Origin of the sequence: Variovorax sp. H27-G14 (genome assembly GCF_046156345.1) — a bacterium.
Taxonomy (GTDB): Bacteria; Pseudomonadota; Gammaproteobacteria; order Burkholderiales; family Burkholderiaceae_C; genus Variovorax.
The window spans coordinates 338,978-365,868 of the sequence record NZ_JAYLVN010000004.1 but is presented as its reverse complement, the minus strand read 5'-3'; the positions used below and the strand labels follow the sequence as shown (position 1 = coordinate 365,868).

At 66.5% G+C, this 26,891-nt stretch carries 32 protein-coding genes; 4 read left to right on the top strand and 28 right to left on the bottom strand.

Translation table 11 applies throughout. The features are described from left to right. Positions 1-54: 54 nt before the first annotated feature. From rpsD to rplN, 15 genes are all read right to left on the bottom strand, one after another. On the bottom strand, positions 55-678 hold the full coding sequence (gene rpsD / locus VLK31_RS14260; RefSeq protein WP_409169054.1) for a 30S ribosomal protein S4: 624 nt from the start codon (positions 676-678) through the stop codon (positions 55-57). Between the two features lie 130 nt (positions 679-808). Next, complete coding sequence (gene rpsK / locus VLK31_RS14255) at positions 809-1,213, bottom strand: 30S ribosomal protein S11 (RefSeq protein ID WP_009124825.1); 405 nt, start codon at positions 1,211-1,213, stop codon at positions 809-811. 12 nt (positions 1,214-1,225) lie between these two features. Beyond that, positions 1,226-1,591: a 30S ribosomal protein S13 gene (gene rpsM, locus VLK31_RS14250; protein ID WP_013544105.1), complete on the bottom strand. Its 366-nt coding sequence runs from the start codon at positions 1,589-1,591 to the stop codon at positions 1,226-1,228. Positions 1,592-1,614: 23 nt separating this feature from the next. After that, positions 1,615-1,728: a 50S ribosomal protein L36 gene (rpmJ, locus tag VLK31_RS14245; RefSeq protein WP_013544106.1), complete on the bottom strand. Its 114-nt coding sequence runs from the start codon at positions 1,726-1,728 to the stop codon at positions 1,615-1,617. Positions 1,729-1,794: 66 nt separating this feature from the next. Continuing rightward, a complete protein-coding gene (gene secY, locus VLK31_RS14240) occupies positions 1,795-3,108 on the bottom strand; it encodes a preprotein translocase subunit SecY (RefSeq protein WP_187112764.1) in 1,314 nt (437 codons plus the stop codon). A 29-nt stretch (positions 3,109-3,137) separates the two neighbouring features. Next, positions 3,138-3,569 carry a 50S ribosomal protein L15 gene (rplO, locus tag VLK31_RS14235; protein ID WP_409169053.1) on the bottom strand — a complete coding sequence of 144 codons (432 nt, stop codon included), beginning with the start codon at positions 3,567-3,569 and terminating at the stop codon, positions 3,138-3,140. Positions 3,570-3,580: 11 nt separating this feature from the next. After that, positions 3,581-3,763, bottom strand: coding sequence for a 50S ribosomal protein L30 (rpmD, locus tag VLK31_RS14230; protein ID WP_019653974.1), 183 nt, complete (start codon positions 3,761-3,763; stop codon positions 3,581-3,583). Positions 3,764-3,788: 25 nt separating this feature from the next. After that, a complete protein-coding gene (rpsE, locus tag VLK31_RS14225; protein WP_409169052.1) occupies positions 3,789-4,307 on the bottom strand; it encodes a 30S ribosomal protein S5 in 519 nt (172 codons plus the stop codon). 18 nt (positions 4,308-4,325) lie between these two features. Beyond that, positions 4,326-4,691: a 50S ribosomal protein L18 gene (gene rplR, locus VLK31_RS14220; RefSeq protein WP_042672913.1), complete on the bottom strand. Its 366-nt coding sequence runs from the start codon at positions 4,689-4,691 to the stop codon at positions 4,326-4,328. Between the two features lie 14 nt (positions 4,692-4,705). After that, a complete protein-coding gene (gene rplF, locus VLK31_RS14215) occupies positions 4,706-5,239 on the bottom strand; it encodes a 50S ribosomal protein L6 (RefSeq protein ID WP_409169051.1) in 534 nt (177 codons plus the stop codon). A gap of 24 nt (positions 5,240-5,263) precedes the next feature. After that, positions 5,264-5,659, bottom strand: coding sequence for a 30S ribosomal protein S8 (gene rpsH / locus VLK31_RS14210; protein WP_056516708.1), 396 nt, complete (start codon positions 5,657-5,659; stop codon positions 5,264-5,266). A gap of 20 nt (positions 5,660-5,679) precedes the next feature. Beyond that, positions 5,680-5,985, bottom strand: coding sequence for a 30S ribosomal protein S14 (gene rpsN / locus VLK31_RS14205; RefSeq protein ID WP_409169050.1), 306 nt, complete (start codon positions 5,983-5,985; stop codon positions 5,680-5,682). Positions 5,986-5,993: 8 nt separating this feature from the next. Beyond that, entirely contained in the window at positions 5,994-6,533 is a 540-nt protein-coding gene (gene rplE / locus VLK31_RS14200; protein ID WP_013544114.1) for a 50S ribosomal protein L5, read from the bottom strand. Between the two features lie 11 nt (positions 6,534-6,544). Further along, positions 6,545-6,877: a 50S ribosomal protein L24 gene (rplX, locus tag VLK31_RS14195; protein ID WP_093135127.1), complete on the bottom strand. Its 333-nt coding sequence runs from the start codon at positions 6,875-6,877 to the stop codon at positions 6,545-6,547. A 12-nt stretch (positions 6,878-6,889) separates the two neighbouring features. Then, a complete protein-coding gene (gene rplN / locus VLK31_RS14190) occupies positions 6,890-7,258 on the bottom strand; it encodes a 50S ribosomal protein L14 (RefSeq protein ID WP_009124801.1) in 369 nt (122 codons plus the stop codon). 248 nt (positions 7,259-7,506) lie between these two features. Here rplN and VLK31_RS14185 point away from each other — a divergent pair, with 248 nt between their 5' ends. Continuing rightward, complete coding sequence (locus tag VLK31_RS14185) at positions 7,507-8,670, top strand: esterase-like activity of phytase family protein (protein ID WP_409169049.1); 1,164 nt, start codon at positions 7,507-7,509, stop codon at positions 8,668-8,670. Beyond that, positions 8,667-9,533 (top strand): pyrroline-5-carboxylate reductase, encoded by an 867-nt coding sequence (gene proC, locus VLK31_RS14180; RefSeq protein ID WP_409169048.1) that lies wholly within the window; start codon positions 8,667-8,669, stop codon positions 9,531-9,533. The genes VLK31_RS14185 and proC overlap by 4 nt, the downstream gene beginning before the upstream one ends. Before the next feature lie 16 nt (positions 9,534-9,549). Here the strand turns inward: proC and VLK31_RS14175 are convergent, their stop codons facing one another. From VLK31_RS14175 to VLK31_RS14120, 12 genes are all read right to left on the bottom strand, one after another. Next, on the bottom strand, positions 9,550-10,020 hold the full coding sequence (locus VLK31_RS14175; protein ID WP_409169047.1) for a MaoC/PaaZ C-terminal domain-containing protein: 471 nt from the start codon (positions 10,018-10,020) through the stop codon (positions 9,550-9,552). 11 nt (positions 10,021-10,031) lie between these two features. After that, the gene (gene ubiA, locus VLK31_RS14170) at positions 10,032-10,892 is read right to left on the bottom strand and encodes a 4-hydroxybenzoate octaprenyltransferase (RefSeq protein WP_409169046.1); all 861 of its coding nucleotides are present in this window, start codon (positions 10,890-10,892) and stop codon (positions 10,032-10,034) included. Between the two features lie 59 nt (positions 10,893-10,951). After that, the gene (locus VLK31_RS14165) at positions 10,952-11,527 is read right to left on the bottom strand and encodes a Dps family protein (protein ID WP_409169045.1); all 576 of its coding nucleotides are present in this window, start codon (positions 11,525-11,527) and stop codon (positions 10,952-10,954) included. A 133-nt stretch (positions 11,528-11,660) separates the two neighbouring features. Continuing rightward, complete coding sequence (locus VLK31_RS14160) at positions 11,661-12,626, bottom strand: LysR substrate-binding domain-containing protein (RefSeq protein ID WP_409169044.1); 966 nt, start codon at positions 12,624-12,626, stop codon at positions 11,661-11,663. A gap of 99 nt (positions 12,627-12,725) precedes the next feature. After that, positions 12,726-15,146, bottom strand: a complete 2,421-nt coding sequence (locus VLK31_RS14155; protein WP_409169043.1) for an EAL domain-containing protein — start codon at positions 15,144-15,146, stop codon at positions 12,726-12,728. Positions 15,147-15,406: 260 nt separating this feature from the next. Continuing rightward, positions 15,407-16,414 carry a TRAP transporter substrate-binding protein gene (locus tag VLK31_RS14150; protein ID WP_409169042.1) on the bottom strand — a complete coding sequence of 336 codons (1,008 nt, stop codon included), beginning with the start codon at positions 16,412-16,414 and terminating at the stop codon, positions 15,407-15,409. Between the two features lie 4 nt (positions 16,415-16,418). Next, on the bottom strand, positions 16,419-18,146 hold the full coding sequence (locus tag VLK31_RS14145; RefSeq protein WP_409169041.1) for an acetyl/propionyl/methylcrotonyl-CoA carboxylase subunit alpha: 1,728 nt from the start codon (positions 18,144-18,146) through the stop codon (positions 16,419-16,421). A gap of 10 nt (positions 18,147-18,156) precedes the next feature. Then, positions 18,157-19,794: a 5-oxoprolinase/urea amidolyase family protein gene (locus VLK31_RS14140; protein WP_409169252.1), complete on the bottom strand. Its 1,638-nt coding sequence runs from the start codon at positions 19,792-19,794 to the stop codon at positions 18,157-18,159. A 2-nt stretch (positions 19,795-19,796) separates the two neighbouring features. Then, positions 19,797-20,561, bottom strand: a complete 765-nt coding sequence (locus tag VLK31_RS14135) for a LamB/YcsF family protein (protein ID WP_409169040.1) — start codon at positions 20,559-20,561, stop codon at positions 19,797-19,799. Positions 20,562-20,642: 81 nt separating this feature from the next. Then, complete coding sequence (gene pcp, locus VLK31_RS14130; protein WP_409169039.1) at positions 20,643-21,323, bottom strand: pyroglutamyl-peptidase I; 681 nt, start codon at positions 21,321-21,323, stop codon at positions 20,643-20,645. A gap of 10 nt (positions 21,324-21,333) precedes the next feature. Next, positions 21,334-22,290 (bottom strand): DUF979 domain-containing protein, encoded by a 957-nt coding sequence (locus tag VLK31_RS14125; protein WP_409169038.1) that lies wholly within the window; start codon positions 22,288-22,290, stop codon positions 21,334-21,336. Positions 22,291-22,292: 2 nt separating this feature from the next. Continuing rightward, entirely contained in the window at positions 22,293-23,033 is a 741-nt protein-coding gene (locus VLK31_RS14120; protein WP_409169037.1) for a DUF969 domain-containing protein, read from the bottom strand. Between the two features lie 326 nt (positions 23,034-23,359). Here VLK31_RS14120 and VLK31_RS14115 point away from each other — a divergent pair, with 326 nt between their 5' ends. Together VLK31_RS14115 and VLK31_RS14110 are read left to right on the top strand one after the other, a co-directional pair. Next, entirely contained in the window at positions 23,360-24,064 is a 705-nt protein-coding gene (locus VLK31_RS14115) for a GntR family transcriptional regulator (RefSeq protein WP_409169036.1), read from the top strand. 14 nt (positions 24,065-24,078) lie between these two features. Further along, positions 24,079-24,720 (top strand): LysE family translocator, encoded by a 642-nt coding sequence (locus VLK31_RS14110; RefSeq protein WP_409169035.1) that lies wholly within the window; start codon positions 24,079-24,081, stop codon positions 24,718-24,720. 22 nt (positions 24,721-24,742) lie between these two features. Here VLK31_RS14110 and recG read toward each other — a convergent pair whose 3' ends face one another. Next, positions 24,743-26,884, bottom strand: coding sequence for an ATP-dependent DNA helicase RecG (gene recG / locus VLK31_RS14105; RefSeq protein WP_409169034.1), 2,142 nt, complete (start codon positions 26,882-26,884; stop codon positions 24,743-24,745). Positions 26,885-26,891: the final 7 nt, after the last annotated feature.

The following is a 26,891-nucleotide window of genomic DNA, read 5'->3' as shown; positions in this document are numbered from 1 at the left end:
GAACAACAATAACAATCTCCCGCACGCGCCTGGAGGCGGGTGCGGGTAGAAAAATCAACGCGAATAGAGTTCGACGATCAGCGATTCGTTGATGTCGGCTGCGAATTCGTCGCGATCGGGCACCTTCTTGAACGTGCCTTCAGCCTTGTCGGCGTTCACATCGACCCATGCCGGAATACCGACTTGCTGGGCGAGTTGAAGCGCTTCAACAATGCGGTTCTGCTTCTTCGACTTGTCGCGCACGGCAATCACGTCACCGGTCTTGACCAGGTACGACGGGATGTTGACCGACTGACCGTTCACCGTGATCGCCTTGTGCGACACGAGCTGGCGCGCTTCGGCGCGGGTCGAGCCGAAGCCCATGCGGTAGACAACGTTGTCCAGGCGCGCTTCGAGGATGAACAGCAGGTTGGCGCCGGTGTTGCCACGGCGACGGTCGGCTTCTTCGAAGTAGCGGCGGAATTGCTTTTCCAGCACGCCGTACATGCGCTTGACCTTCTGCTTTTCACGCAGTTGCAGGCCGTAGTCGGACGTACGTTGACCCGAGGTGCGACCGTGCTGGCCGGGCTTGGAGTCGAACTTGGCCTTGTCTTGAATGGAGCGACGGGCGCTCTTCAGGAACAGGTCGGTGCCTTCACGGCGGGAAAGTTTGGCCTTGGGGCCGAGGTAACGTGCCACGATTCTTCCTTTGTGTATCTGCCGCAGTTGCCTGCGGGAGCCACCTGCGAGACGCGAGTGGCGGTGGGCTTAGATAAAAAACAAATGCGCAGCCGCTATTCAAAGCCGGCTGCGCTTTGCAGGCTGACGATCAGATGCGGCGACGCTTCTGGGGACGGCAACCGTTGTGCGGAACGGGCGTTACGTCGGCAATGGAATTGATCCGGATGCCAAGTGCTGCCAGTGCGCGCACCGACGATTCGCGACCGGGGCCGGGGCCCTTGATCTCGACGTCGAGGTTCTTGATGCCTTGTTCAACAGCAGCACGGCCGGCAACTTCGGAAGCCACCTGCGCAGCGAACGGGGTCGACTTGCGCGAGCCCTTGAAGCCCTGGCCACCCGACGAAGCCCACGACAGGGCATTGCCCTGACGATCGGTGATCGTGATGATGGTGTTGTTGAAGGAGGCATGCACGTGGGCGATACCGTCCGCAACGTTCTTGCGAACCTTCTTGCGAACGCGCTGTGCGGCGTTGTTTGCAGGTGCTTTAGCCATGCTGGTCTATCCTTATTTCTTCAGGGACTGCGCAGCCTTGCGCGGACCCTTGCGGGTACGGGCATTGGTGCGCGTGCGCTGGCCGCGCATCGGCAGGCCGCGACGGTGACGGAAGCCGCGATAGCAGCCGATGTCCATCAAACGCTTGATGTTCATCGTCGTCTCGCGACGCAGGTCACCTTCAATGGTGAAGAGAGCGATCTGGTCGCGGATCTTTTCGAGATCAGCGTCGGTCAGATCCTTGATCTTCTTCGAATATTCGATGCCGCTCGCTTCGCAGATTTGACGGGCGCGGGTGCGACCGATGCCAAAGATAGCCGTCAGGCCAATTTCAGCGTGCTTGTGCGGCGGGATGTTGATGCCAGCAATACGTGCCATGTGCGTCCTCTAATACTCTTCAATCAACCCTGGCGCTGCTTGTGGCGCGGGTCGGTGCAAATCACACGCACCACACCTTTACGGCGGATGACCTTGCAATTACGGCAGATGGTTTTGACCGAAGCCGAAACTCTCATTTCATTCTCCTAAAACTGTTTAACGTGGCGGTCTACCGCCCGGACTCAATACTGAAAAACACAGCCCTACGATGTCTTGAAGTTGGCCTTCTTCAGCAGTGATTCGTACTGCTGAGACATCATGTAGTTTTGCACCTGGGCCATGAAGTCCATCGTGACGACCACGATGATCAGCAGGGAGGTACCACCGAAGTAGAACGGCACGTTGTACTTCAGGATCAGGAACTCCGGCAGCAGGCAGACGAAGGTGATATACACCGCGCCGGCCAACGTCAGGCGAACCAAAATCTTGTCGATATAGCGAGCGGTCTGGTCACCCGGGCGAATGCCAGGAATGAACGCACCACTCTTCTTCAGGTTGTCGGCCGTTTCCTTGCTGTTGAACACGAGTGCCGTGTAGAAGAAGCAGAAGAAAACGATCGCGGCAGCGTACAGCAGCACATAGATCGGCTCACCCGGACGCAGTGCGCCAGCGATGTCCTTGATCCAGCGGAAACCACCTTCACCGGTACTGAACCAGCCAACCACCGTTGCGGGCAGCAGGATGATCGACGAAGCGAAGATCGGAGGGATCACGCCAGCCATGTTCAGCTTCAACGGCAGGTGCGACGACTGACCACCGTAGACCTTGTTGCCCACCTGGCGCCGCGCATAGTTCACGAGGATCTTGCGCTGACCGCGTTCGACGAACACCACGAAGTAGGTGACCAGCACCACCACCGCGATGATGAAGAGCGCAATGATGGGATTCATCGCACCGGTCGTCACCAGGGAAGCCAGGCCGCCAATGGCGTTGGGAAGTCCGGCCGCGATGCCTGCAAAAATCAGGATCGAGATGCCGTTGCCCAGGCCACGTTCGGTGATCTGCTCGCCAAGCCACATCAGGAACATCGAACCTGCCGTCAAGCTCACCATGGCTGTCAGGCGGAAGCCGAAACCAGGTGCGATGACCAGGCCGGCCGACGACTCGAGCGCCACTGCAATGCTGAACGACTGGAACAGAGCCAGACCCAACGCGCCGTAGCGCGTGTACTGCGTGATCTTGCGGCGGCCGGCCTCGCCTTCCTTCTTCAATTGCTCGAAGGTAGGAAGCACGTAGGTCATCAGCTGCATGATGATCGACGCCGAGATGTACGGCATGATCCCCAACGCGAACACGGTGAAGCGCGAGAGCGCACCGCCCGAGAACATGTTGAACAGGCTCAGAATGCCGCCCTGCTGGCCCTGGAACAACGCTGCCAGCTGGTCCGGGTTGATACCCGGCACAGGAATGTGAGCGCCGACCCGATAGACCACGAGCGCGAGCAGCAAAAACACGAGCCGTCGACGAAGGTCGCCGAACTTGCCTGTTTTTGCGATCGTTGCCGCGTTAGTTGCCACGAAGAACTTCTTTCAGTCCGAAGGTGTTATCAGGCGAAGCTGCCGCCGGCTGCTTCGATAGCAGCCTTGGCACCAGCGGTCGCGCCCACGCCCGTCAGCTTGACGGCCTTGGTGAGTTCACCGGTCTTGATGATCTTGACGACCTTGGCGAGCTGGCCCACGAGGCCGGCTTGCTTCAGCGCCAGGACATCGACTTCGGCCAGACCGAGCTGCTCGAGAGCAGCCAGCGTGACTTCGGCGTTGAACTTCAGCAGGTGCGACTTGAAGCCGCGCTTGGGAAGGCGACGCTGCAGAGGCATTTGACCGCCTTCGAAGCCCACCTTGTGGAAACCGCCTGCGCGCGACTTCTGACCCTTGTGACCGCGACCCGCGGTCTTGCCGATGCCAGAGCCGATACCACGGCCAACGCGACGCTTGGCGTGCTTGGCGCCGGCTGCCGGCTTGATGCCATTGAGTTCCATATCAGTCTCTCTTACAGAACTTTGACCAGATAACTGATCTTGTTGATCATGCCGCGCACCGCCGGGGTGTCTTGCAGCTCGCTCACGCTGTTGAGCTTGCGCAGGCCGAGGCCACGCACGGTCGCGCGATGCGATTCCTTGGTACCAATCGGGCTTTTGACCAATTGAACCTTGAGGGTTTGTTGTTGCGTCATTTGAATGCTTCTTTCAGGCTTGCGCTCAAGCGAAGATTTCTTCGACGGTGAGGCCACGCTTGGCAGCCACCTGACCAGCGGTCGTCGAGTTCTTCAACCCGTCGAGCGTGGCGCGAACCATGTTGTAGGGATTCGACGAACCATGGCTCTTGGCCACGATGTCGGTGATGCCCATCACTTCGAACACGGCGCGCATCGGGCCGCCGGCGATGATGCCGGTACCCTTGGGAGCTGGATACATCACGACCTTTGCAGCGCCGTGGTGACCTTGCACCTGGTGATGCAGCGTGCCGTTCTTGATTGCAACCTTCAGCAGGTTGCGACGCGCTTCTTCCATCGCCTTTTGCACTGCTGCAGGCACTTCTTTCGACTTGCCCTTGCCCATGCCCACGCGGCCATCGCCGTCACCGACCACGGTGAGTGCTGCGAAACCGAGGATACGACCACCCTTCACCACCTTGGTGACGCGGTTGATCGCGATCATCTTCTCGCGCAAACCGTCTTCAGGGCCTTCGTTCTGCGTTCTTGCTTGAATCTTTGCCATTTTGAATCTCGTGTCCGGTTAGAACTGCAGACCGGCTTCGCGAGCCGCCTCGGCCAGCGCCTTGACGCGGCCGTGGTACGCAAAACCTGCGCGGTCGAAGGCGACCTTCTCGACGCCGGCAGCCTTCGCTTTTTCAGCGATGCGCTTGCCGACGGCGGTGGCAGCAGCGGCATTGCCGCCCTTGCCCGAACCGCCGAGCGAGGTACGCACTTCGGCTTCTGCCGTCGATGCGGTAGCAATCACCTTGGTGCCGTCGTCGGAGATGACGGTGGCGTAGATGTGCAGGTTGGTGCGGTTCACCGTCAGACGGGCCACGCCCTGCGTCGCGATGCGAATGCGGGTCTGGCGCGAGCGGCGAAGGCGCTGTGCTTTTTTGGTCAACATCATTTTGCTGCCCCTTACTTCTTCTTGGTCTCTTTGATCACGATCTTCTCGTCCGAATAACGGATGCCCTTGCCCTTGTAAGGCTCAGGCGGACGAACAGCGCGGATCTCAGCGGCGATTTGACCAACGCGCTGACGGTCAGCACCCTTGATCACGATTTCGGTCGGGGTCGCGGTGGCCACCGTGATGCCTTGCGGCATTTCGATATTGACCGGGTGCGAGTAACCGACTTGCAGGTTCAACTTGTTGTTGGAGGCTGCAGCCTTGTAGCCGACGCCGACCAGGTTGAGCTTCTTCTCGAAGCCCTTGGTCACGCCAACCACCATGTTGTTCACCAGCTGACGGATCGTGCCGCTCATCGCATTCGCTTCACGCGATTCGTTGGCGGGCTCGAAGCTCAGCTTGCCGTCATTGCTGACGACCTTGACCAGGGCATTGCGAGCCAGGTTGAGCGTGCCGCCCGTACCCTTCACGCTGATCTGGTCTTCCTTGATCGACACATCCACGCCTGCGGGGATGGTGATCGGCATTTTTCCTACTCGGGACATTTCAGTAACTCCTCGATGTCTCGGTTAGGCGACGTAGCACAGAACTTCGCCACCGACACCGGTAGCGCGAGCCTTGCGGTCGGTCATCACGCCCTGAGGGGTCGTGACGATCGCAACGCCAAGGCCGTTCTGGACTTGCGGAATGGCTGCGCTGGCCTTGTAGACGCGCAGGCCAGGGCGGCTCACGCGTTCGATACGTTCGATGACCGGACGGCCAGCGTAGTACTTCAGCGTGATGACGAGTTCGGACTTGCCTGCATCGGTCTTCACTTCGAAGCCGTCGATGTAGCCTTCGTCCTTCAGGACTTGTGCAATCGCAGCCTTCACTTTGGAAGACGGGATCGACACAGTGGGCTTCGCCACCATCTGCGCGTTACGAATACGCGTCAGCAGGTCGGCAATGGGATCACTCATGCTCATGTTGTTTGCTCCTGCCTGGCTTACCAGCTGGCCTTGGTGACACCGGGGATGTCGCCAGCGAAAGCCAGTTCACGGATCTTGGCGCGAGCCAGACCGAATTGACGGAAGGTGCCGCGCGGACGACCGGTGATCGCGCAACGGTTGCGTTGGCGGGTCGGGTTCGCGTTGCGCGGAAGCTTTTGCAGGCCCAGGCGGGCTGCTGCGCGCTCTTCTTCGCTCTTCTTCATGTCGTTGGAAGCCGCCTTCAGTTCTGCGTGCTTCGCAGCGAACTTGGCAACCAGCTTGTCGCGCTTGAGCTCGCGCTGGATCAAAGATTGTTTAGCCACAGTTCGCCTCAGTTCTTGAACGGGAAACGGAAACCAGCAAGAAGCGCCTTGGCTTCTTCGTCGGTCTTGGCCGTCGTCGTGATGCTGATATTGAGACCGCGCAAGGCATCGACCTTGTCGTACTCGATTTCAGGAAAAATGATCTGTTCCTTGACGCCGATGTTGTAGTTGCCACGGCCGTCGAACGCACGGCCGGAGATGCCGCGGAAGTCGCGAACACGCGGCAGCGCGATGGTCACGAAACGGTCCAGGAACTCATACATCTGCACGCCACGCAGCGTGACCATGCAGCCGATGGGCTGGTTTTCGCGGATCTTGAAACCGGCGATGGCCTTCTTCGACTTGGTGACCACGGGCTTTTGGCCGGCGATCTTGGTCAGGTCGGCGACAGCGTTGTCGAGAACCTTCTTGTCGGCGACTGCTTCACCCACGCCCATGTTGAGCGTGATCTTGGTGAGGCGCGGAACCTGCATCGGCGACTTGTAGCCGAACTTTTCAGTCAGGTCTTTCGCGATCTTTTCGCGATAGTGTTGTTGGAGACGTGCCATGTGAGTACCTCTTAGGCGAACTTGATTTCGTCGCCGCTGGACTTGAAGACGCGAACAGCCACGCGCTTGCCGTCAGCACCCTGGGTGACCTTGATGCCCACGCGATCGGCCTTGCCGGTCGCGGCATTGAAGATCGCCACGTTGGATTGGTGAATGGGCATGGACTTCTCGACGATGCCACCGGTCGTACCCTTGAGGGGGTTCGGCTTGGTGTGCTTCTTGACGAGGTTCAGACCTTCGATGAGGACGTGCGAGTCGTCCTTGCGCAGCGAGATGACGCCCCGCTTACCCTTGTCACGACCGGCCAACACGATGACCTGGTCGCCTTTGCGAATCTTGTTCATGGCGTTGTGTCCTTAGAGAACTTCGGGTGCCAGCGACACGATCTTCATGAACTTCTCGGTGCGCAGTTCGCGCGTGACCGGTCCGAAGATGCGGGTGCCGATAGGCTCCAGCTTGGCGTTGAGCAACACTGCAGCGTTGCCGTCGAACTTGACGAGCGAGCCGTCAGCGCGGCGGATGCCCTTGGCGGTGCGAACCACCACTGCGCTGTAGATCTCGCCCTTCTTGACGCGACCACGCGGGGCAGCTTCTTTGATGCTTACCTTGATGACGTCGCCCACGCTGGCATAACGCCGCTTGGAGCCACCGAGCACCTTGATACACAGGACGGATTTCGCGCCCGTGTTGTCGGCCACTTCGAGCCGGGATTCAGTTTGGATCATTTCTTGATATTCCCAACTTGTACCGATGAACCTCCAGGAGGGAGGCACCGCGGTCAGTCTTGGTCCCGTCGTCCACACCCCGAACCACTCGGGGCGCTTCCGCTTTGGGCTGAAAGCTTCGCCTTTTAGAAGCGAAGCCCGCGATTGTGGCACGCACTTATGGCGATGTCAACAACCCCATTACAGCATTTCGCGCTGGCACTAGACTTCGGGGCGTGCGCTCCTCTGAAAACCTCCTTTTGTCACCCGTGCGGCGGCGCCTCCTGGCGGGCACCGCGGGCGGTGTGGCGCTTCTGTCGCTGGGGCTGGCCGCCTGCAGGAGCGCGACGCCGAATGCCGACACCGGCGCCGCCGGCCAGCTGCGCCGCATCGCGGAGGGCCGATGGGCGCATCGCCTGCATATAGAAGGCACCACGGTTGGCGGCCTCTCGGGCATCGACTACGACCCGGTGCGAGGTGAGTACCTGCTCATCAGCGACGACCGGTCAGACATAGACCCCGTTCGCTACTACATCGCCCGCTGGCCCCAGCCGCAGGCCACGCCGCCCGAACCGCTGGGCGTGGTTCAGCTGCAACGCCCTGGTGGCGGCCCCTGGCCGAACCGGCGCCACGCTGTAGACGGCCTGCCCGTGCCCGACCCCGAGGCCCTGCGGCTGCGCCCCGCCACCAACACCCTGCTCTGGACCAGCGAGGGCGACGTCGCCCGCGGCTTCGGCCCCGCGCTGTACGAGTCGGAGCGCGACGGTCGTTTTCTGCGTGAATTCCCGCTGCCCGCGATGTTCCAGCCCGACCCAGCGCAGCGCCGCGGCCCGCGCGACAACCTCACGTTCGAGGGCGTCACCCTCACGCCCGATGGCCGTTTCGCCTGGCTGGGAATGGAAAACGCGCTGATCCAGGACGGCCCCGAGCCCTCCGTGAACGCGCCCGGTGGCCCCTGTCGCTTCACCCGCATCGACCTGCAGACCGGCCAGGCCGACCGCCAGATCGCCTACGTGCCCGACGCCATTCCGTTGCGCCCGCTGATTCCGGGCACCTATGCCGACAACGGCGTGAGCGAGATCCTGATGCTCGACGCCGACCGCATGCTGGTGCTGGAGCGCGCCTACGCCACCGGCACCGGCAACTCGCTGCGCCTGTATGAAATAGACACCCGCGACGCCAGCGACGTGCTCGCGGTCGACCCGCTGGCGCCCGGCAACCACCGCCCGGCGGCCAAGACGCTGGTGGCCGACTTCGCCACGCTCGGCCTGTCCCGCCTCGACAACACCGAGGGCATGTGCTGGGGTCCGCCGCTGCCCGACAGCACGCGCATGCTGGTGGTCGTGAGCGACGACAATTTCAACCCGCTTCAAGTGACCCAGTTCGCCGCCTTCGCCTACACAGACAGACCAGACCGAGCCAGCCGACCATGACCATCGCCGTGACCTTCCTCCCCCGCACTGGCCCCGTGCCACTCCCGCCGCTGCCGCCCGTCGCCTTCATCGGTGGCGGCAACATGGCCAGCGCCATCATCGGCGGCCTGATCCAGCAAGGCACGCCGGCCGACGCCTTCGAGGTGGTCGAGCCCTTCGAGGAAGCCCGCGCCAAGCTCGCCCAGTCGTTCGGCATCGTGGCGCAGGCCGAGGCCGGCGAGGCCCTGTCGCGCTGCGGCGTGGTGGTGTGGGCGGTCAAGCCCCAGACCTTCGCCGACGCCGCCCGCGCCGTGCGCGCGTTCGCAAAGGACGCCCTGCACCTGAGCGTGGCCGCGGGCATTCCGTCGGACAGCATCGCCCGCTGGCTCGGCACCGAACGCGTGGTGCGCGCCATGCCCAACACGCCGGCCCTCGTGGGCAAGGGCATGACCGGACTGTACGCCCGCCCCGGCGCCGAGAGCGCCGACCGCGCGACGGTCGCCCAGCTGCTCGCGCCGACCGGCGAGCTGGTCTGGGTGGACGCCGAACCGGCACTCGACGCAGTCACCGCCATGTCCGGCTCGGGCCCGGCCTATGTCTTCTATTTCATCGAGGCGATGACCGAAGCCGGTGTGGAAATGGGCCTCACGCCCGAGCAGGCACAGCAGTTGGCCATCGGCACGTTCACGGGCGCTTCGGCGCTGGCGCACAGCGCCACGGAGCCGCCGTCGGTGCTGCGCGAACGCGTCACTTCCAAGGGCGGCACGACCTACGCCGCCATCACCTCGCTGCAGCAGGCCGACGTGAAGGCGCAGTTCAAGACCGCCATTCGCGCCGCGCAGGCACGCGCCGCCGAACTGGGCGAAGAGTTCGGCCGCGGCTGACCGCAGCCGGTGCAGGTCAGGCCGGCGGCAACGCGCCCGGCCCGAGAAAGAACAGCCACTCGGCAGCCAGCGTGACGGTGCCGTCCTCCAGCTCGAGCAGCACCTCTTCCTTCAGCAGGAAGCTGTCGCCGGGCTTGGGCGTCACCTCCAGGATGCGCAGCCGCGCCCTGAAGCGCGCGCCCACCGGCATTGGCCGCACGAAGCGCAGGCGGTCGAAGCCGTAGTTCAGCGCGTGGTTCGAATCGAAGGGCAGCAGCGTGCGCATGGCCTCGCCAGTCAGCCGGATCAGGTGCGACACCTGAAAGAAGCCCTGCACGATGGTGCCGCCGTAGCCGGCTTCACGCGCGGCGCGCTCGGGGTCGAGGTGGATCCACTCGCCTTCGCCGTCGCCCGACAGCGCCGCGTAGCGCTCGACCATGTCCTGCGTGATGCAGTGCCAGTCGGACAACCCCTCCTGGCCGATCTTGTGTTTCAACCATTCGAGCATGGCGACCCCTTTCAGCGCAGCGCGTAGCCGGCCACGACGCCGACAAACACGGTAAAGCCCAGCCAGTGGTTCAGGCGAAAGGCCTTGAAGCAGCCGTCGCGCGTGCGCTCATGAATGAGCCGCCAGTGCCACGCCGCCTGCGCCGCGGCCAGGGCGATGCCGACGTAGAACAGCACGCCCAGCGCATGGCTTGCGCCGGCCCAACACCAGACCGTCAGGAAGATGGCGTAGCTCGCCATCACCGCCGCCACGTCGAAGCGGCCGAAGGTGATGGCCGAGGTCTTCATGCCGATCTTCAGGTCATCGTCGCGGTCGACCATGGCGTACTCGGTGTCGTAGGCCAGCACCCAGAACAGGTTGCCCACCAGCAGCCACAGCGCGAGCACGGGCACCGTGGACTGCACGGCCGCAAAGGCCATCGGAATGCCGAAGCTGAAGGCAATGCCCAGCACCGCCTGCGGAATCGACACGAAGCGCTTGGCAAACGGGTAGATCAGCGTGATGGCCAGGGCCGCGAACGACCACAGCACCGTCACGCGGTTGGTCGTGAGCACCAGCGCGAAGGCCGCCAATGCCAGCACGGCGCCAAGCCCCAGTGCCTCCTTCACCGACAGCGCGCCGCTGGTCACGGGGCGCTGCGCGGTGCGCTTCACATGGCGGTCGAAGTCTCGGTCGGCCACGTCGTTGATGCAGCAGCCCGCGCTGCGCATGAGGAAGGTGCCGAGCGTGAACACCACCACCAGATGCCACCCCGGCCAGCCGCCGGCCGCGAACCAGAGTGCGCCCAGCGTGGGCCACAGCAGCAGCAGCCAACCCGCGGGACGGTTCCAGCGGATCAGGTCGAGGTACAGCGCAAAACGTCGGGCAAGCATGGATCAGGCAAAAAAAGAGCGGCCATTGTGCCGCTCTGGTTGGTCGGGAAGCCGCGTGCTCAGTCTTCGAGCAGCGAGCGCAGCATCCACGCGGTTTGGTCGTGCACCGTGCAGCGCGCGGTCAGCATGTCGGCCGTGGGGTCGTCACCGGCTTCCTCGGCCACGGGAATGAATTCGCGTGCGATGCGCGACACGGTTTCGTGGCCCTTCACGAGAATGCGCACCATCTCCATCGCCTTGGGCGGGCTCAGCGGCACGTCGGGCACGGTGGCGATCTTGCTGAACTCGGCATACGAGCCCGGCGCGTAGTGGCCCAGGGCGCGAATGCGCTCGGCCAGCACGTCGGTCGCGTTCCACAGTTCGGTGTACTGGCCCATGAACATCGCATGCAGCGAGTTGAAATGCGGGCCCGTCACGTTCCAGTGGAAGTTGTGCGTGGTGAGGTACAGCGTGTAGGTGTCGGCCAGCACGCGGCTCAGGCCTTCGGCAATGGCGGCACGGTCCTGGCGCTCGATGCCGATGTTGATGATCGGCGCGTTGCGGCTGCCCGACTCCTGCGCGACCACCGTGCCGCCCTTCTTGGGCACCTTGCCGGCGGAGGATGCGGGCGACGATTTCTTCGGGTCTTTGGCCATGGCGAGAGTTCTTTCTTGAAGTTGGAGGAGCACCGGAATTCTGGAAGCCGGCGGGCGGCTTCGCAACAGCGTCACTCTATCTCAGCGATCAACGATTCAAAACGCGAGCGGCGCAGGCCAATTTCGCGAATGGTCATGAAAGCCGTTTGACGCCCGGCAGCTCGCACGCATAGATGGCGTTGCGCAGCGCGGCAATGGCCTCGTAGCGCGTGAAGGTGCGCCGCCATGCGAGCACCACGCGGCGCGTGGGGGGGTCGCGGTCGTTCGCATCGCGCACGGGCAGGTAGCGCACCAGCTGCTCGGTGTCCTTGCGGCCCTTGGCCTTGGGCTTGAGCGCCTCGGCCGGCACCGACAACCGGGGCACCAGCGTCACGCCCATGCCCGAGGCCACCATATGCTTGATGGTCTCCAGCGACGAGCCCTCGAAGCTCTTGCGGATGCCTTCGGCATTGCTGGAGAAGCGCGCGAACTCGGGGCACACCTCGAGCACGTGGTCGCGAAAGCAGTGGCCCGCGCCAAGCAGCAGCATGGTTTCGTTCTGCAGCTCTTCGGAGGTGACCGATTCGCGGTCGGCAAACTTGTGCTTCGCGGGAAACGCGGCCATGAAAGGCTCGTCGTAGAGCGGCGCCATTGCCAGGCCGGTGTCGGGGAAGGGCTCGGCCATGATGGCGCAGTCGATCTCGCCGGCGCGCAGCATTTCGAGCAGCTTGACGGTGAAGTTCTCCTGCAGCACCAGCGGCATCTGCGGCGTGCGCTGGATCACCTGGCGCACGAGGTCGGGCAGCAGGTACGGCCCGATGGTGTAGATCACGCCCAGGTTCAGCGGGCCGGCCAGCGGGTCCTTGCCGCGCTTGGCAATTTCCTTGATGCTGGCGGCCTGGTCGAGCACGCTTTGCGCCTGCTGCACGATCTGCTCGCCCAGCGGCGTGACGGTCACTTCACCGGCGCTGCGCTCGAAGAGCTTGACCTCCAGCTCGTCCTCGAGCTTCTTGATGGCGACCGAGAGGGTCGGCTGGGACACGTAGCAGGCCTCGGCTGCCTTGCCGAAGTGCCGCTCGCGGGCTACTGCGACGATGTATTTGAGTTCGGTAAGAGTCATAGCTTGCGTCAATTATGCGCAAGGGGATGCGGACCCGGCCGGCGCGGGGTCGGAAGGCCCCGCAGAAGCGGCAGGCTCCAGCCGCCCTGCTCGGCCAGCTCAGCGCACGCTCTCCACGTCCTCCACCATCTCGATGAGCTTGGGCGCCGTCATCGGCCGGCCCAGCAGGAAGCCCTGCACCTCGGCGCAGTGGTCCTCGATCAGCGTCTGCAGCTGGCCGTCGGTCTCCACGCCTTCGGCCGTGACCGACAGGCCCAGCGCCTTGCCCAGCGCCAAAATTGCCTTCACCACGTCGCGGCTGCCGTCGCGCAGCTCGATGTCGGCAATGAACTGCCGATCGATCTTGATGACGTCGAACGGAAAGCTGCGCAGCGAGCTGAGCGAGGCATAGCCGGTGCCGAAGTCGTCGATGGCCAGCCTCACGCCGATCGCTTTCAGCTCGCGCAGCACCAGGCCCGCGCCCTCGGCGTCGTCCATCAGCACGCCTTCGGTGATTTCGATCTCCAGCCGCTCGGGCGCCAGGCCCGCGCCCGCCAGCACGTCCTTCACGCGCTGCACCAGCCGGCCGTCGCGAAACTGCACCGGCGACACATTGACCGACACGCCGATCTCCGGCCACTGCACCGCGGCCTCGCAGGCGGTCTGCAGCACCCAGTCGCCCAGCGGCAGGATCAGGCCGCTCTTTTCCGCCAGCGGAATGAAGTCGTCCGGCCCGATGCGCCCGCGCTGCGGATGCGCCCAGCGCACCAGCGCCTCGGCGCTGCGGATCGACTGCGTGCGCGCATCGAAGCGCGGCTGAAAGTCCAGGTAGAACTCGCCGGCGACGATGCCGCGGCGCATTTCCTCGATCATGCGGCGGCTGGCCGTCACGCGGTCGTTCATCTCGTTGGCGAAGAAGCAGTACGCGTTGCGCCCGCTGTGCTTGGCGCGGTAGAGCGCGGTGTCCGCGGCGCGCAGCAGCTCGTCGGGCGTGGTGCCGTCGGCCGGCGACACCGCCACGCCGATCGACGCGCCCACCTCCAGCAGGCCCACGTCGTTGCGGATGGGCTCGGCAATGGCCTCCAGCACCTGCTGGCAGTAGGCATCGATTTCTTCGTCCGCCAGGTTGGGCGCGGCGATGACGAACTCGTCGCCGCCGATGCGCGCGGCCAGCTGGTCGCTCTTGAGCGAGCGGCGCAGCCGGTCGGCCACCTCGCCCAGCACCTTGTCGCCCACCGGGTGGCCATAGGTGTCGTTGATGGGCTTGAAGCGGTCCAGGTCCAGGTACAGCACCACCAGGCGCGCCTGCGGGTGCGTGAGCGCGGAGGCCATGAACGCCGACAGCCGCGTGCGGTTGGGCAGCGAGGTGGCCGCGTCGTGCTGCGCCTGGCGCTGGGCGTCCTCGAAGGCCAGGGCCAGCGCCACGTCGGCGGTGACGTCGCTTGCGAACTTGATGATGCGCGTGAGCCTGCCGTTCAGGTCGTACACCGGGTTGTACGAGGCCTGCAGCCACAGCGCGCGCCCGTCCTTGCCAATGCGCTTGTGGCGCCCCGACACGAACTTGCCCGCGCGCAGCGTCTGCCAGAACTGCGCGTACGCCTCGGTCTCGGCCACGCCGGGCTCCAGCAGCATCCGGTGGTGGCGTCCGACCACCTCGTCCAGCGCATAGCCCAGGGTGGCTAGAAAGTTCGGGTTGGCGTCCAGGATGGTGCCGTCCACGCCGAAGGTGATCACGCCCTGCGACTTGTGAATGGCCTCGATCTGGCTCTGGAACTCGGCTTGGCGCAGCTTTTCCAGCGTGGTGTCGGTGGCGTACTTGACCACCTTTCGCACCCGCCCCGTGGGGTCGAAGATCGGGTTGTAGGTGGCTTGCAGCCAGACCTCTCGCCCGCCCTTGCCCAGGCGCCGATATTCGGCCGCATGGTGGCTGCCGCTGCCCAGCGCGGCCCAGAAGCCGGCGTACTCCGCGCTCCGGGCGTAGGCCGTGTCGACGAACATGCGGTGGTGCCGCCCCACCACCTCGCCCAGGCTGTAGCCCATGGCGTCGAGAAAGCGCGCGTTGGCGTCGAGCACGGTGCCGTCGAGCGCGAACTCGACCACCGCCTGCGACACGTTGATGGCCTGGATCTGGCCGCGGTCGTCGGCGGCCTTGAGCACGCGCGAGGAAATGTCGCTCGAAATTTCCACCACCTGCCGCACGACGCCCTGCGCGTCCGCCACCGGCGTGTAAGAGGCCTGAACCCAACGCTGCGCGCCGTCCCTGCGCAGGCGCATGCGCTCGACCACACGCGGCTCGCCGCGCAGCACGTCGCGCCAGATCACGGCAGGGCTGTCGGACAGGCCGCTGTCGGGGCTGATGTCGAGAAAGTCGCGCCCTTGCAGCTCGGCGAGCGCGTAGCCCCAGGTGCGCAGAAAGTGGTCGTTGGCCCGCAGCACGCGGCCTGCGGCGTCGAGCGTCAGCGTGGCGAAGGTGCCGTCGAGGGCGCGCAACTCCGGGGGCAAATGGGTGCCCGACTCCGCAGCCATGAGGGGCAGTGGCAACACAACCCCCTCGTCTTCAGGCTCTGCAAAGGCACCGTCCCCACTGCGACTCTTTCCATCCATCCACGCGTCTTGCATCTTGCACACCGGCAGTCATCGAACCGAAGAACTGCACAGAAAGCCATCCTCCCTCGACCCGGCCTGTTGGCCCGCGTTGTCGACGCTTGAAGCGATTTATGGATGTATTGCTCAGAAATGCAGGGTAAAACCCGAAGATCATAAGACAATTTGAAACAAAAGTTAACCAAAAGTTGCGGTTCTCAGCGTCTGTCGAAGTACGGAATGAAGACGTCATTGGCACCCACGCCCACCTGCTTCACCCAGTCCAGCGAAAAGTGTTCGCCCAGGCGCTGCAGCTCGCGCCCGAACAGGTAGGACACCGCTTCGGTCTTCACGCCGTTGCGGCGCAGCTCGTCCAGCGAGCGGGCCGCCGCAGCCGCGCTGGCTGCCCATCCGCGCGTTTCGGCGGCTGCGCTTGCCGCGCTCAGTGCGTCGCGCGAAGGCGCGGACAGCGCGTCCCAGGCCTTGCCGTTGGCGAACACCAGGTTCTTCGGAAACCAGGCGTTGATGTCGTAGAAAAACCGCATCGACTGCCAGACCCGGCTTTCCACGCCGGTGACGGCCGAGGTCATCATGCAGTCGATGCGCCCGTCGGCCAGGGCCTTGTCGAGCTCGGTGGCCGGCACGTCGACGGGCACGGCGCCCATCAGCGTGGCAATGCGCGCGGTGGTGGCGTTGTAGGCGCGCATGCGCATGCCGCGCAGGTCGGCCATGGCGCCCAGCGGCCGGTTCGCATACAGGCCCTGCGGCGGCCATGCCACCGCATACAGCACATGCAGGCCGCGCTGCGCGAACGCCTTTTCGATCAACGGGCGCTGGATGCGCCACAGCCGCTGTGCGTCGTCGTAGCCGCGGGTGATGAAGGGCACCGAGTCGGCGCCCGCGAGCGGCACCTCGGCCACCATGCTGCTCATGATGGCCTCGCCAGCCTCCACCTTGCCCTCCTGCACGGCGGCACGAATGGCGTTCAGCGCGAACAGCGTGTTCTGCGGATGAACCTCGATGCGCAGCTGCCCCTGGGTGGCGCGCTCGACCTCCCGGGCCATCGCCACCAGGTTGACGGTGTGGAAGTTCTCCGCCGGGTAGCCGGTGGCCAGCCGCCAGACGGTAGCGCCGGTGGAGGCCGTTGCAGGGCGCAGCGCGCACAGCGCCCCGGCCCCGCACGCCAGCAACGCAAAGAACCGGCGGGTGATGGCGGGGTGCTGCATGGCCTCAGCCGATGGTCGCCAACGCCGAGCCCGCGGCCACGTAGCCGCCCGCCGCCACCGCGAAGGCGATGCGCCCCGCGCGGTGCGCGACGACCTGCATTTCCATCTTCATCGCCTCCATCACGGCGACGACCGCGCCCTGCGCCACCTCGTCGCCGTCGGCCACCTTCCAGCCCTGCAGCGTGCCCGAGACGGGCGCCGCCACGGCGGCGGCATCGGCCACTGCAACGTCGGGCTGGGCAGCACCGCCACTGCCTGCCACCGAAGACAGGCCGCTGAGCAGCACGCCCGGCAGGCCCAGCGCCATGCGCCGCCCGTCCACCTCGATCGCCGTGCGCAGCAGCGCCGTGTCGGGCAGCGGGTCCGGCCGCATGGCGGGGGCCTCGCCATTGGCAAAGTCGGTCTCGATCCAGCGCGTGTGCACCTTGAAGCTGTCGCCCGAGACGAAGTCCGGGTGCGCCATCACCGCGCGGTGAAACGGCAGCACCGTGGGCAGGCCCTCGATGCGAAATTCCTTCAGCGCGCGGCGGGCCCGCGCAATCGCCTGCTCGCGCGTGGCGCCGGTGACGATGAGCTTGGCCATCAGCGAGTCGAAGGTGCCCGGCACCTGCGAGCCCGTGTCCACGCCCGTGTCCACCCGCACGCCGGGCCCCGAAGGCGCGTCGAACACCCTCACCGGCCCCGGCGACGGCAAAAAGCCGCGCCCCACGTCCTCCGCGTTGATGCGGAACTCGAACGCATGGCCGCGTGGCGCGGGCGTCTCCAAGACCGACAGCGGCAGGCCTTCGGCAATGCGCAGCTGCTCGATCACCAGGTCGATGCCCGTGGTTTCCTCGGTCACCGGGTGCTCCACCTGCAACCGCGTGTTCACTTCGAGGAAGGAGATGGCGCCGCTGGTGCTCAGCATGAACTCGACCGTGCCCGCCCCCGTGTAGCCTGCCGCCACGCAGATGTCGCGCGCCGACTGGTGGATGCGCGCGCGCTGCTCGTCGCTCAGAAAGGGCGCGGGCGCCTCTTCCACCAGCTTCTGGTTGCGCCGCTGCAGCGAGCAGTCGCGCGTGCCGAGCACCACGACGTTGCCGTGCGTGTCGGCCAGCACCTGCGCCTCGACGTGGCGCGGGCGATCGAGAAACTGCTCGACATAGCATTCACCGCGGCCAAAGGCCGTGACTGCCTCGCGCACCGCCGATTCATACAGGCCCTCGACCTCGTCCAGCCGCCACGCCACCTTGATGCCGCGCCCACCACCGCCGAACGCGGCCTTGATGGCCACCGGCAGGCCGTGCTTCTCGGCAAAGGCGAGCACCTCGGCCGCGCTGCTCACCGGGTCGGCCGTGCCCGCCACCAGCGGCGCGCCGACCTTCAGCGCGAGCTTGCGGGCCTGCACCTTGTCGCCCAGCATCGCAATGGCCGCGGGCGACGGGCCGACCCAGGTCAGGCCCGCGTCGATCACGGCCTGCGCGAAGGCGGCGCTCTCCGACAGAAAGCCGTAGCCCGGGTGCACCGCGTCGGCACCGGCGCGCTTTGCCACCGCGAGCAGCTTGCCGATGTTCAGGTAAGTGTCGGCGGGCTTGTCGCCCTCCAGCCCGTAGGCCTCGTCGGCCCTGCGCACATGCAGCGCGTTCAGGTCGGCGTCGGCATACACGGCCACCGATTGCACGCCGTGGTCGGCGCAGGCGCGCGCAATGCGCACGGCAATTTCGCCGCGGTTGGCGATCAGGAGTTTTTTCATCGGAAGGCTTTCACGAAACAACGGAAGCGCTGGGGGCCACGGGGCCGGGCGCGGCGACAGGGTTGAAGCGAACGCGCGCGTTCACCGGGATCTGCCCCGCGCGGTCGAGGTGGTAGGTGGCCACGGAAGCGATCACGGGGTAGCCGCCGGTCAGCGGATGGTCGGCCAGGAACAGCACCGGCTGGCCGCTGGGCGGCACCTGAATGGCGCCATGCGCCGTGCCCTCGCTGGGCAGCTCGGCATGGTTGGCGCGCGCCAGCGGTTGCTCGCCCGCCAGGCGGATGCCCACCCGGTTCGACTGGGGTGTGACCGCCCACGACTGGCTGCAGAGCAGCGCGACGGCATCGCTTGTGAACCAGTCGGTGCGCGGGCCGAGCACGATGTCGAGCACCACCTCTTGCTGCACGGTGGGCAAGTCGGCGGGCGGTGTTTCGGCGGCGCCCACGAGGGCCCCGCTGCCGACCGCACGCACAGGCAGCACGTCGCCCGTGGCCAAGGCCGGCGGGCCGATGCGCGCGAGCGTGTCGCTGGAAAGGCTGCCCAGCACCGGCGCCACGTCGAAGCCGCCGCGCACGGCCAAGTAGCTGCGGATGCCGGCCCGCGGCTCGCCCAGCGTGAGCACGTCGCCGTCGGCCAGCGCGATGGGCTGGTAGCGCGGCAGCGGCAACTGAGTGCCGTCGGCGCGCTTGAGCGTGACTGGGCCGTTAGCGCCGGTGACGGCCACCACCGCGTCGCCACGGCAGGTCAGCTGGAAGCCGCCATAGGCGATCTCGATGCAGGCCGTGCCGGACGCGTTGCCGACCAGCCGGTTGGCCGCATGCAGCGAGCGCCGGTCCATCGCGCCGGAGGCGGACACGCCCTGCTTCGCCTGGCCGTGGCGGCCAGCGTCTTGCAGCAGGGCCTGGAGCCCGGCCGCGCGAATTTCGAAGGCGCAACCACTGGTCGGTGCGAGCGGTTGCGATGGCGAAGCGATCGCGGCGGGTTGGGTTTCGGGTTCGGGTTCGGGTTCGGCTTCGGCGCGCGGTTGCGACGTGACATCCACAAAGCGCACCGTGTCCCCCGGCTGCAGCAGCGCGGGCAACGCGGGGGCCGCACGCGACAGGTCCCACATCGGCGCGTCGGTGATGCCGATGATCTGCCAGCCGCCCGGGCTGGCCTGCGGATACACGCCGCTGAAGCTGCCCGCGAGCCCCACCGCGCCCGCCGGAATGCGGGTGCGCGGCACCGCGCGGCGCGGCACGTTCAGGCTGGCATCGCCGCCCGAGAGGTAGGCGAAACCGGGCGCGAAGCCGGTGAAGGCCACGGTGTAGTCGCTGCCCGTGTGGCGGCGCACCACTTCTTCCGGCGTGATGCCCAGCAGGCCGGCCACCTCGGCCAGGTCTTCGCCGTCGTAACGCACGGCAATTTCGATGCGCTTGTCGATGCGCGTTTCGCGCGCGTCCAGGCTGCGCTGGCCGATGCGGCGCACGAGTTCGTCCGCCGTGATGGCGGCCGGGCGAAAGCTCACGAGCAAGGTGCGCGCGGCGGGCACCAGCTCTTCGATGCCCGCGATGGGCTCGGCGCGCAGCGAGGCCAGCAGCGCCAGGGTCTGCGGCAGGTCGTCGAGTTCGACCAGCAGCGCGTCGAGGTTGACGGGCAGAAAGCGCATCGTCATGCGGCGTCCACGAAGGGCTCGATGGTCACGCCGGCCTGCTCGAGCCGTGCGCGCACCTGGCGCGCCATCTCGACCGCGCCCGGGCTGTCGCCGTGCACGCAGACCGACTCGGCCTCGATGCGCACCGTGCTGCCGTCGATGGCCGTGACCACCCCATCAGTGGCCAGGCGCAGCATGCGCTCGGCCACCTGGTCGGCGTCGTGCAGCACCGCGCCGGGCGCGCGGCGCGACACCAGCGTGCCCTGCGGCGTGTAGGCGCGGTCGGCAAAGGCTTCGGCCACCGCGCGCAGGCCTTCGCCGCGCGCCCAGCCCAGCAACGGCGAGCCCGCCAGCGCCACCAGGCACAGGCCGGGGTCGGTCTCGCGGATGGCGGCGATCACGTCGCGCGCCTGGCGCTCGTCGTGGGCAATGGTGTTGTAGAGCGCGCCGTGCGGCTTCACGTAGCGCACGGTGGTGCCGGCGGCGGCGGCCAGGCCCTTGAGCGCGCCGATCTGGTAGATGACGTCGGCGCGCAGGTCGGCACTGTCCACGTCCATGTTGCGGCGCCCGAAGCCCACCAGGTCGCGGTAGGCCACGTGGGCGCCGACGGCCACGCCGCGCTCCTTGGCCTGGCGCAGCGTGCGCAGGATGCCAGCCGGGTCGCCCGCATGGAAGCCGCAGGCCACGTTGGCGCTGCTCACCAGCGACAGCATGGCGGCGTCGTCGCCCATGCGCCACACGCCCAGGCTCTCGCCGAGGTCACTGTTCAGGTCGATGTTCATCGTGTTCTCCGGCGTGCGGTGTGGCACGCCTCAAGGGGTCAATGCGGTTCGGTGCAAGGTCAGCGCAGCTTCAGTGCAGCTTCAGTGCAGCCGCCCGGCGGTCTCGCGCACGTCGTGGCGCACCGTCAGCGCGGTGCGTATCGCCACGCGAAAGGCCTCCACCTGCGCGGCCAGCGCCATGCTCGCCACGCCCGGCTTGGGCGCGGCCTGTTCGGGCAGGTACGGCACATGCACGAAGCCGCCGCGCGTGTGCGCGAGCGCGGGTTGCGTGGCCAGCCGGTGCATCAGCGCGTAGAAGATGTGGTTGCACACGAAGGTGCCGGCCGTGTTCGACACCGCCGCCGGCAGGCCCGCGGCGCGCATGTCGCGCACCATGGCCTTGATCGGCAGCGTCGCGAAGTACGCCGCCGGGCCACCGGCCACCACCTCGGTGTCGATGGGCTGGTAGCCGGCGTTGTCCGGGATGCGCGCGTCGTCGACATTCAGCGCGGCGCGCTCCATCGATATTTCGGTGCGCCCGCCCGCCGCGCCCACGCACAGCACCAGGCGGGGCGCGGGGCCCACCAGCGCGGCGTCCAGCGTGTCGATGGCACGGCCGAACACGCAGGGCAGTTGCACCGCCTGCACCACCGCGCCTTCGCAGGCCCAGCCGTCGAGCGCGCGCGCAATCTCCCAGGCAGGGTTGACGGGGTCGTTCTCGAAGGGCTCGAAGCCCGCGACCAGCACGCGCGGGGTGTCGACCTGGGTGGCTTTGGTGCTCATGTGCGGCACCTCAACGGAACATCAGGAAGTACAGCAGGAAGATGTTGACCACCAGCAAGGCCGCGGCGGTCGGTATCTGGACCTTGATCACCGCGTTTTTGTCGGGCAGCTCCAGCAGCGCCGCGGGCACGATGTTGAAGTTGGCCGCCATCGGCGTCATCAGCGTGCCGCAGTAGCCCGAAAACATGCCGATGGCCGCCATCACGGCCGGGTCGCCGTGGTACACGCCCACCAGCACCGGCACGCCCACGCCGCCCGTCATCACCGGAAAGGCCGCGAAGCCGTTGCCCATGATGATGGTGAAGATCGCCATGCCCAGCACGTAGACCACCACCGCCACGAAGCGGATGTCCATGTTGATGTAGCTAGTGGTGATGTACGCCACGGCCTTGCCCACGCCCGCGTCGGAGAACACCAGGCCCAGCATGCCCAGCATCTGCGGCAGCACCACGGCCCAGCCCAGCGCGTCGGTCAGGCGGCGCGACTCGCGCATGCCCTGCACCGGGGTCTCGCGCGTCAGCCAGCAGGCCAGCGCCAGCGCCACCACGCAGCCCACGCCCAGGCTCACCAGCGTGGTGTTCTTGGGGTCGAGCAGAAAGGCGTCGCCGATCTTCACCTTGCTCATCAGCACGGTGCCGATCACGGTGACCAGCGGAATGGCCAGCGCGGGCATGAACAGCTTGTTGCCCAGGCGCGTGGCGCTGGCCTGGTACTGCGCGGGCGTGGGCTCGCGGTGCTTGCCCGCACCCACGCCGCGCAGGCCGGCAATGACGGCCATGGCGATGGCGCCCACGCCGACCCAGGCCGGCGGCAGCTTGTCGCCCACCAGGAAGACCATGGCGTAGAGCGCCCAGAACAGGCCGCTGGTGTAGCGCTTGGGGTGCTGGCGGTCGGTCAGCGTCATGATGGCCGTGATCGCGAGGATCAGGCCCACCAGAATGTAGAGGTGCTGGATCGAGAGAATCATGATCAGCGGCCTTCCTGCGCGGCAACGGCGCTCACGGACGGTTCGTCCTTCACGCCTTGCATCTCACGCGCAATCGACTGGTCGAGCCGGCGCAGGCGCCACGAATGAATGACGAAGGCGGCAATGGCGGTGGGAATACCCCACATCGCGATGTGCAGCGGCTCCACGTCGATGCCCGCCTCGTGCAGGAAGGTGCTCATCAGCACGATGGCGCCAAAGGCCACGAAGATGTCTTCGCCGAAGAACAGGCCCACGTTGTCGGTGGCCGCGGCATAGGCGCGCAGCTTGTGGCGCAGGCGATCGGGCAGCTTGCCGTAGCGGGTTTCGGTGGCGCCTTCGGCCATGGGGGCCAGCAGCGGGCGAACCATCTGCGGGTGCCCGCCCAGGCTGGTGAGGCCCACGGCGGCCGTGAGTTCGCGCGCGGCCAGGTACACGATCAGCAGGCGCCCGGCGGTGGCCGACTTGATGCGCCCGATCCAGTTCTGCGCATGTTGGCGCAGGCCATGGCGCTCGAGCAGGCCAATGACGGCCAGCGGCAGAAGAATGATCAGCGGCAGGTTGCGCGTCTTGATGAACCCGGTGCCGATGGCCGTGAGGATGGCCATGGGGCCGAAGCCCGCCGCGGCCGCCGTCACGATGGCCGTGACGATCACCACCAGCATCGGATTGAAGCGCAGGATGAAGCCCGCAATGATCACGGCCACGCCGATCAGCGGCCACAAATGAGGGATGTCAGGAGTCATGTTGGTCTTTCGTTTCGGGATTCAGAGACACCTTGCGCGGGGGCGCCGGCCATTCGCTTGATGCAAACCTCGTGCCAATGAATGAGCAATTGATTTCTTCTGAATCACTCATTTATCCACGATTGTTGAACAATTGTGGGGAGTGTGCCCAACAACAGTGCCTGGCCGACCCCATGAAAACCCTGAGCGCGGGCGCGTTTGGTGCGCGTGCAGGCGCCATGGAAAACCGGCAGGCAAACCAACGGGCAAAGGGCGACCCGGCGGGCGGAATCTGCTAAAAACGCGCGGCTTTCCCGCTCCTTCGGCTTTCCATCTCCCTCCCCGGCATGACCCCACTGGCTTCCCCGACCTCCCCTGCCGCGCCGGCCGCCGGCACGCAGACGCTCAACGACCGGGTCGCCGAACTGATTCGCCAGAAGATCGTGAAAGGCGAGTTCTCTCCGGGGCAGCGGTTGTCGGAGGCCGCGCTGGCCGACAGCTTCGAGATTTCGCGCAACACCCTGCGCGAGGTGTTCCGCACGCTGACCAAGGAAGGGCTGCTCAAGCACGCGCCCAACCGCGGCGTGTTCGTGGCGGTGCCCAGCATCGCGTCGATCATCGACATCTACCGCGTGCGCCGGCTCATCGAATGCCAGGCGCTGGCGCAGGCCTACCCGCGCCACCCGGCCAAGAAGCACATGCGCGAGGCCGTCGAACTGGCGCTGCGCTGCCGCGACGCCGGCGACTGGCTGGGCGTGGGCACAGCCAACATGGAGTTCCACAAGGGCATCGTGGAGCTGGCGGACAGCGAGCGGCTGAACGTGCTGTTCGCCCACATCCTGGTCGAGCTGCGGCTGGCCTTCGGCCTGCTGAAAGACCCGGAGTTTCTGCACGCGCCCTATGTGGACATGAACACCAGGCTGCTGGAGCTCATCGAGGCCGGCAAGTTTGCCGAGGGCTCGGTGGCGCTGAACGAGTACCTGATTCACTCCGAACGCATCGTGCTCGCGGTGTACGCGCGGCAGATGCCTGAAAGCGACTTCGACAACTGACCGACGGACCCACCATGACCTTGTCTGCCTACCTGCTCTTTTTGCCGGCCTGCTTTGCCATCAACATGGCCTTCGGCCCCAACAACCTGCTGTCGGTGACCAACGGCGCCAAACATGGCGTGTCGCCCGCGGTGATGGCGGCCAGCGGCCGGCTGGTGGCCTTCGCGATCATGATCGCCATTGCCGGGCTGGGCATGGGCGCGGTGCTGGTGGCGTCGGAGATGGCGTTCGACGTCATCAAGTACATCGGCGCGGCCTACCTGGTGTGGATCGGCATTCGCCTGCTGCGCGCACCGGCGCCCACGGCCGAGGTGCAGCAGCGCGACGCGGGGGCGCCACCTTCGCCGCCCTCGCTGCGTGCGCTGGCGCGGCAGGAGTTCACCGTGGCCGCGGGCAACCCGAAGGCCATTCTGGTGTTCACCGCCTTCTTTCCGCAGTTCGTGGCGCCGGGCGCCTACGCCAGCAGCTACCTGTTGCTGGGCGTGACCTTTCTGGTGTTCGAGGTGGTGGCGATCGCGCTCTACGCGATGCTCGGCGCGCGCATGCGCCGCCTGGCCGACGGCAGCCGCGCGATGCGCTGGTTCAACCGCGTGAGCGGCACGATGATGGTCGGCTTCGGGCTGGTGCTGGCCTTCACGCGCCGGCCAGCGGGCTGACCCCGCTCAGCTTTTCAAACCATCAGGCTTTCAGGTATTCGGCCTTGGTGCCGAGCCAGCGGTCGATGTGCCGCTGCGCCAGCGCGGGGTGCTTCTCCAGCATGACGGGCGCCAGCTCGCGCGCCCAGTCCAGCAGCAAGGTGTCGGTGGCCAGGTCGGCAAAGCGCAGCAGCGGCGCGCCCGACTGGCGCGCGCCCAGAAACTCGCCGGGCCCGCGAATCTCCAGATCGCGCCGGGCAATCTCGAAGCCGTCGCCGGTCTCGGCCATGGCCTTCAACCGCGCGCGCGCCGCCTCGCCCACGCGGCCGCTGTCGCCCGGCGCATAGAGCAGCACGCAGGCCGAGGCCGCCGCGCCGCGCCCCACGCGCCCGCGCAGCTGGTGCAGTTGCGACAGGCCGAAGCGCTCGGCATGCTCGATCACCATCAGCGAGGCGTTGGGCACGTCCACGCCCACTTCGATGACGGTGGTGCTCACCAGCACCTGGATTTCGTTGGCGGTAAAGGCCGCCATCACCGCCTGTTTTTCGGCCGTGGGCATGCGCGAATGCAGCAGGCCGACATGCACCGGCTCGCCCAGCGTGCCGGCCAGTTCCTCGCGCGTCTCGGTGGCGTTGCGCAGGTCGACCGCCTCGCTCTCCTCGATCAGCGGGCACACCCAGTACACCTGCCGGCCCTGCCCAATCTGCGACTGGATGCGCTCGATGACCTCGTCGCGCCGGTGGTCTGCCACCAGCTTGGTGACGATGGGCGTGCGGCCCGGCGGCAGCTCGTCCAGCGTGGACACGTCCAGGTCGGCGTAGTAGCTCATCGCCAGCGTGCGCGGGATGGGGGTGGCGCTCATCATCAACAAGTGAGGCTCCAGCTCGCCGCCAGCCTTGCCGCGCAATGCCAGCCGTTGGGCGACGCCGAAGCGGTGCTGCTCATCGATGATGGCCAGCGCCAGCTTCTTGAAGCGCACCTTCTCCGAGATGACCGCGTGCGTGCCGATGACCAGCGCGGCCTGTCCGCTCTCGACCGCCGCCGACATTTCGTCGCGCTCCTTTTTCTTCTGGCTGCCCGTGAGCCACGCCACGCGCTGGCCGCGCGCGGCCAGCAGCGGGTCGAGCCAGCCGACCAGCTTGCCGAAATGCTGGGCCGCCAGAATTTCGGTGGGCGCCATCAGCGCGCATTGAAAGCCCGCGTCGATGCAGCGCGCCGCCGCCAGCGCGGCCACCACGGTCTTGCCCGAGCCCACGTCGCCCTGCAGCAGGCGGTGCATAGGAATGTGGCGCCCCAGGTCGGCGGTGATCTCCTCGCCCACGCGCTGCTGCGCACCGGTCAGGCCGAAGGGCAGCACGGCGAGCAATTGCGCATGCAGCGACGCCGCATCGGGCTCGGCGGACGAAGGCAGCACCGGCGCGCGCTGCGCCGCGCGCTCCATGCGCGCCTGCAACTGCGATAGCTGCTGCGCCAGCAGTTCCTCGGCCTTGATGCGCTGCCACGCAGGGTGGCTGTGGTCTTCCAGCGCGGCAATGGACACGTCGGGCGTCGGGTAGTGCAAGAAGCTCAGCGACGCGCGCAGGTCCCACGCGCCGCGCAGGCCAATCTGCACTGGAATGGTCTCGTCGAGCACCGCGCGCGCCAGGCCCGAGCGCACCTCGCGCCGCAGCACCGGCTGCGCAAGTCCGGCCACGGTCGAATACACCGGCGTGAGCGCATTGGGCAGCGCGGTGCCGGCCGCCTTCACCGTGGGATGCATGATCTGCCGCCCCACGAAGCCGCCGCGCATCTCGCCGCGCACCCGCACCTTGGCACCGACGGCCAATTGCTTTTGCTGCGACGGATAGAAGTTGAAGAAGCGCAGCTGGCAGGTGTCGGAGCCGTCGTCGATGGTGACGATCAGCTGGCGGCGCGGACGGAACACCACCTCGCATTCGGTGACCACGCCTTCGACCTGCGCCATGTCGCCGTCGCGCGTGTCGGCCAGGCGCACCACGCGCGTCTCGTCCTCGTAGCGCATCGGCAGGTAGAGCGCGAAGTCGATGTCGCGCACCAGGCCCAGTTTGCGCAGCGCGCGCTGCACCAGGCTCAGGCCGGTGCCGGGCGGGCCCGCGGGCGCGGGCGCCGGTGCAGACGCTGCGGCGTTCGCGGCCGGTGTGGCGGACGGGGCTTTCTTGGGCGGCACGGGCAGG

Coding starts and splice junctions, on each gene's coding strand:
- rpsK (WP_009124825.1), bottom strand. CDS start 1,213: ATGGCTAAAGCACCTGCAAACAACGCCGCACAGCGCGTTCGCAAGAAG.
- rpsM (WP_013544105.1), bottom strand. CDS start 1,591: ATGGCACGTATTGCTGGCATCAACATCCCGCCGCACAAGCACGCTGAA.
- rpmJ (WP_013544106.1), bottom strand. CDS start 1,728: ATGAGAGTTTCGGCTTCGGTCAAAACCATCTGCCGTAATTGCAAGGTC.
- rplO (WP_409169053.1), bottom strand. CDS start 3,569: ATGGAACTCAATGGCATCAAGCCGGCAGCCGGCGCCAAGCACGCCAAG.
- rpmD (WP_019653974.1), bottom strand. CDS start 3,763: ATGACGCAACAACAAACCCTCAAGGTTCAATTGGTCAAAAGCCCGATT.
- rpsE (WP_409169052.1), bottom strand. CDS start 4,307: ATGGCAAAGATTCAAGCAAGAACGCAGAACGAAGGCCCTGAAGACGGT.
- rplR (WP_042672913.1), bottom strand. CDS start 4,691: ATGTTGACCAAAAAAGCACAGCGCCTTCGCCGCTCGCGCCAGACCCGC.
- rplF (WP_409169051.1), bottom strand. CDS start 5,239: ATGTCCCGAGTAGGAAAAATGCCGATCACCATCCCCGCAGGCGTGGAT.
- rpsH (WP_056516708.1), bottom strand. CDS start 5,659: ATGAGCATGAGTGATCCCATTGCCGACCTGCTGACGCGTATTCGTAAC.
- rplE (WP_013544114.1), bottom strand. CDS start 6,533: ATGGCACGTCTCCAACAACACTATCGCGAAAAGATCGCGAAAGACCTG.
- rplX (WP_093135127.1), bottom strand. CDS start 6,877: ATGAACAAGATTCGCAAAGGCGACCAGGTCATCGTGTTGGCCGGTCGT.
- rplN (WP_009124801.1), bottom strand. CDS start 7,258: ATGATCCAAACTGAATCCCGGCTCGAAGTGGCCGACAACACGGGCGCG.
- proC (WP_409169048.1), top strand. CDS start 8,667: ATGACCATCGCCGTGACCTTCCTCCCCCGCACTGGCCCCGTGCCACTC.
- VLK31_RS14175 (WP_409169047.1), bottom strand. CDS start 10,020: ATGCTCGAATGGTTGAAACACAAGATCGGCCAGGAGGGGTTGTCCGAC.
- ubiA (WP_409169046.1), bottom strand. CDS start 10,892: ATGCTTGCCCGACGTTTTGCGCTGTACCTCGACCTGATCCGCTGGAAC.
- VLK31_RS14165 (WP_409169045.1), bottom strand. CDS start 11,527: ATGGCCAAAGACCCGAAGAAATCGTCGCCCGCATCCTCCGCCGGCAAG.
- VLK31_RS14160 (WP_409169044.1), bottom strand. CDS start 12,626: ATGACTCTTACCGAACTCAAATACATCGTCGCAGTAGCCCGCGAGCGG.
- VLK31_RS14150 (WP_409169042.1), bottom strand. CDS start 16,414: ATGCAGCACCCCGCCATCACCCGCCGGTTCTTTGCGTTGCTGGCGTGC.
- VLK31_RS14145 (WP_409169041.1), bottom strand. CDS start 18,146: ATGAAAAAACTCCTGATCGCCAACCGCGGCGAAATTGCCGTGCGCATT.
- VLK31_RS14140 (WP_409169252.1), bottom strand. CDS start 19,794: ATGCGCTTTCTGCCCGTCAACCTCGACGCGCTGCTGGTCGAACTCGAC.
- VLK31_RS14135 (WP_409169040.1), bottom strand. CDS start 20,561: ATGAACATCGACCTGAACAGTGACCTCGGCGAGAGCCTGGGCGTGTGG.
- pcp (WP_409169039.1), bottom strand. CDS start 21,323: ATGAGCACCAAAGCCACCCAGGTCGACACCCCGCGCGTGCTGGTCGCG.
- VLK31_RS14125 (WP_409169038.1), bottom strand. CDS start 22,290: ATGATTCTCTCGATCCAGCACCTCTACATTCTGGTGGGCCTGATCCTC.
- VLK31_RS14120 (WP_409169037.1), bottom strand. CDS start 23,033: ATGACTCCTGACATCCCTCATTTGTGGCCGCTGATCGGCGTGGCCGTG.
- VLK31_RS14115 (WP_409169036.1), top strand. CDS start 23,360: ATGACCCCACTGGCTTCCCCGACCTCCCCTGCCGCGCCGGCCGCCGGC.
- VLK31_RS14110 (WP_409169035.1), top strand. CDS start 24,079: ATGACCTTGTCTGCCTACCTGCTCTTTTTGCCGGCCTGCTTTGCCATC.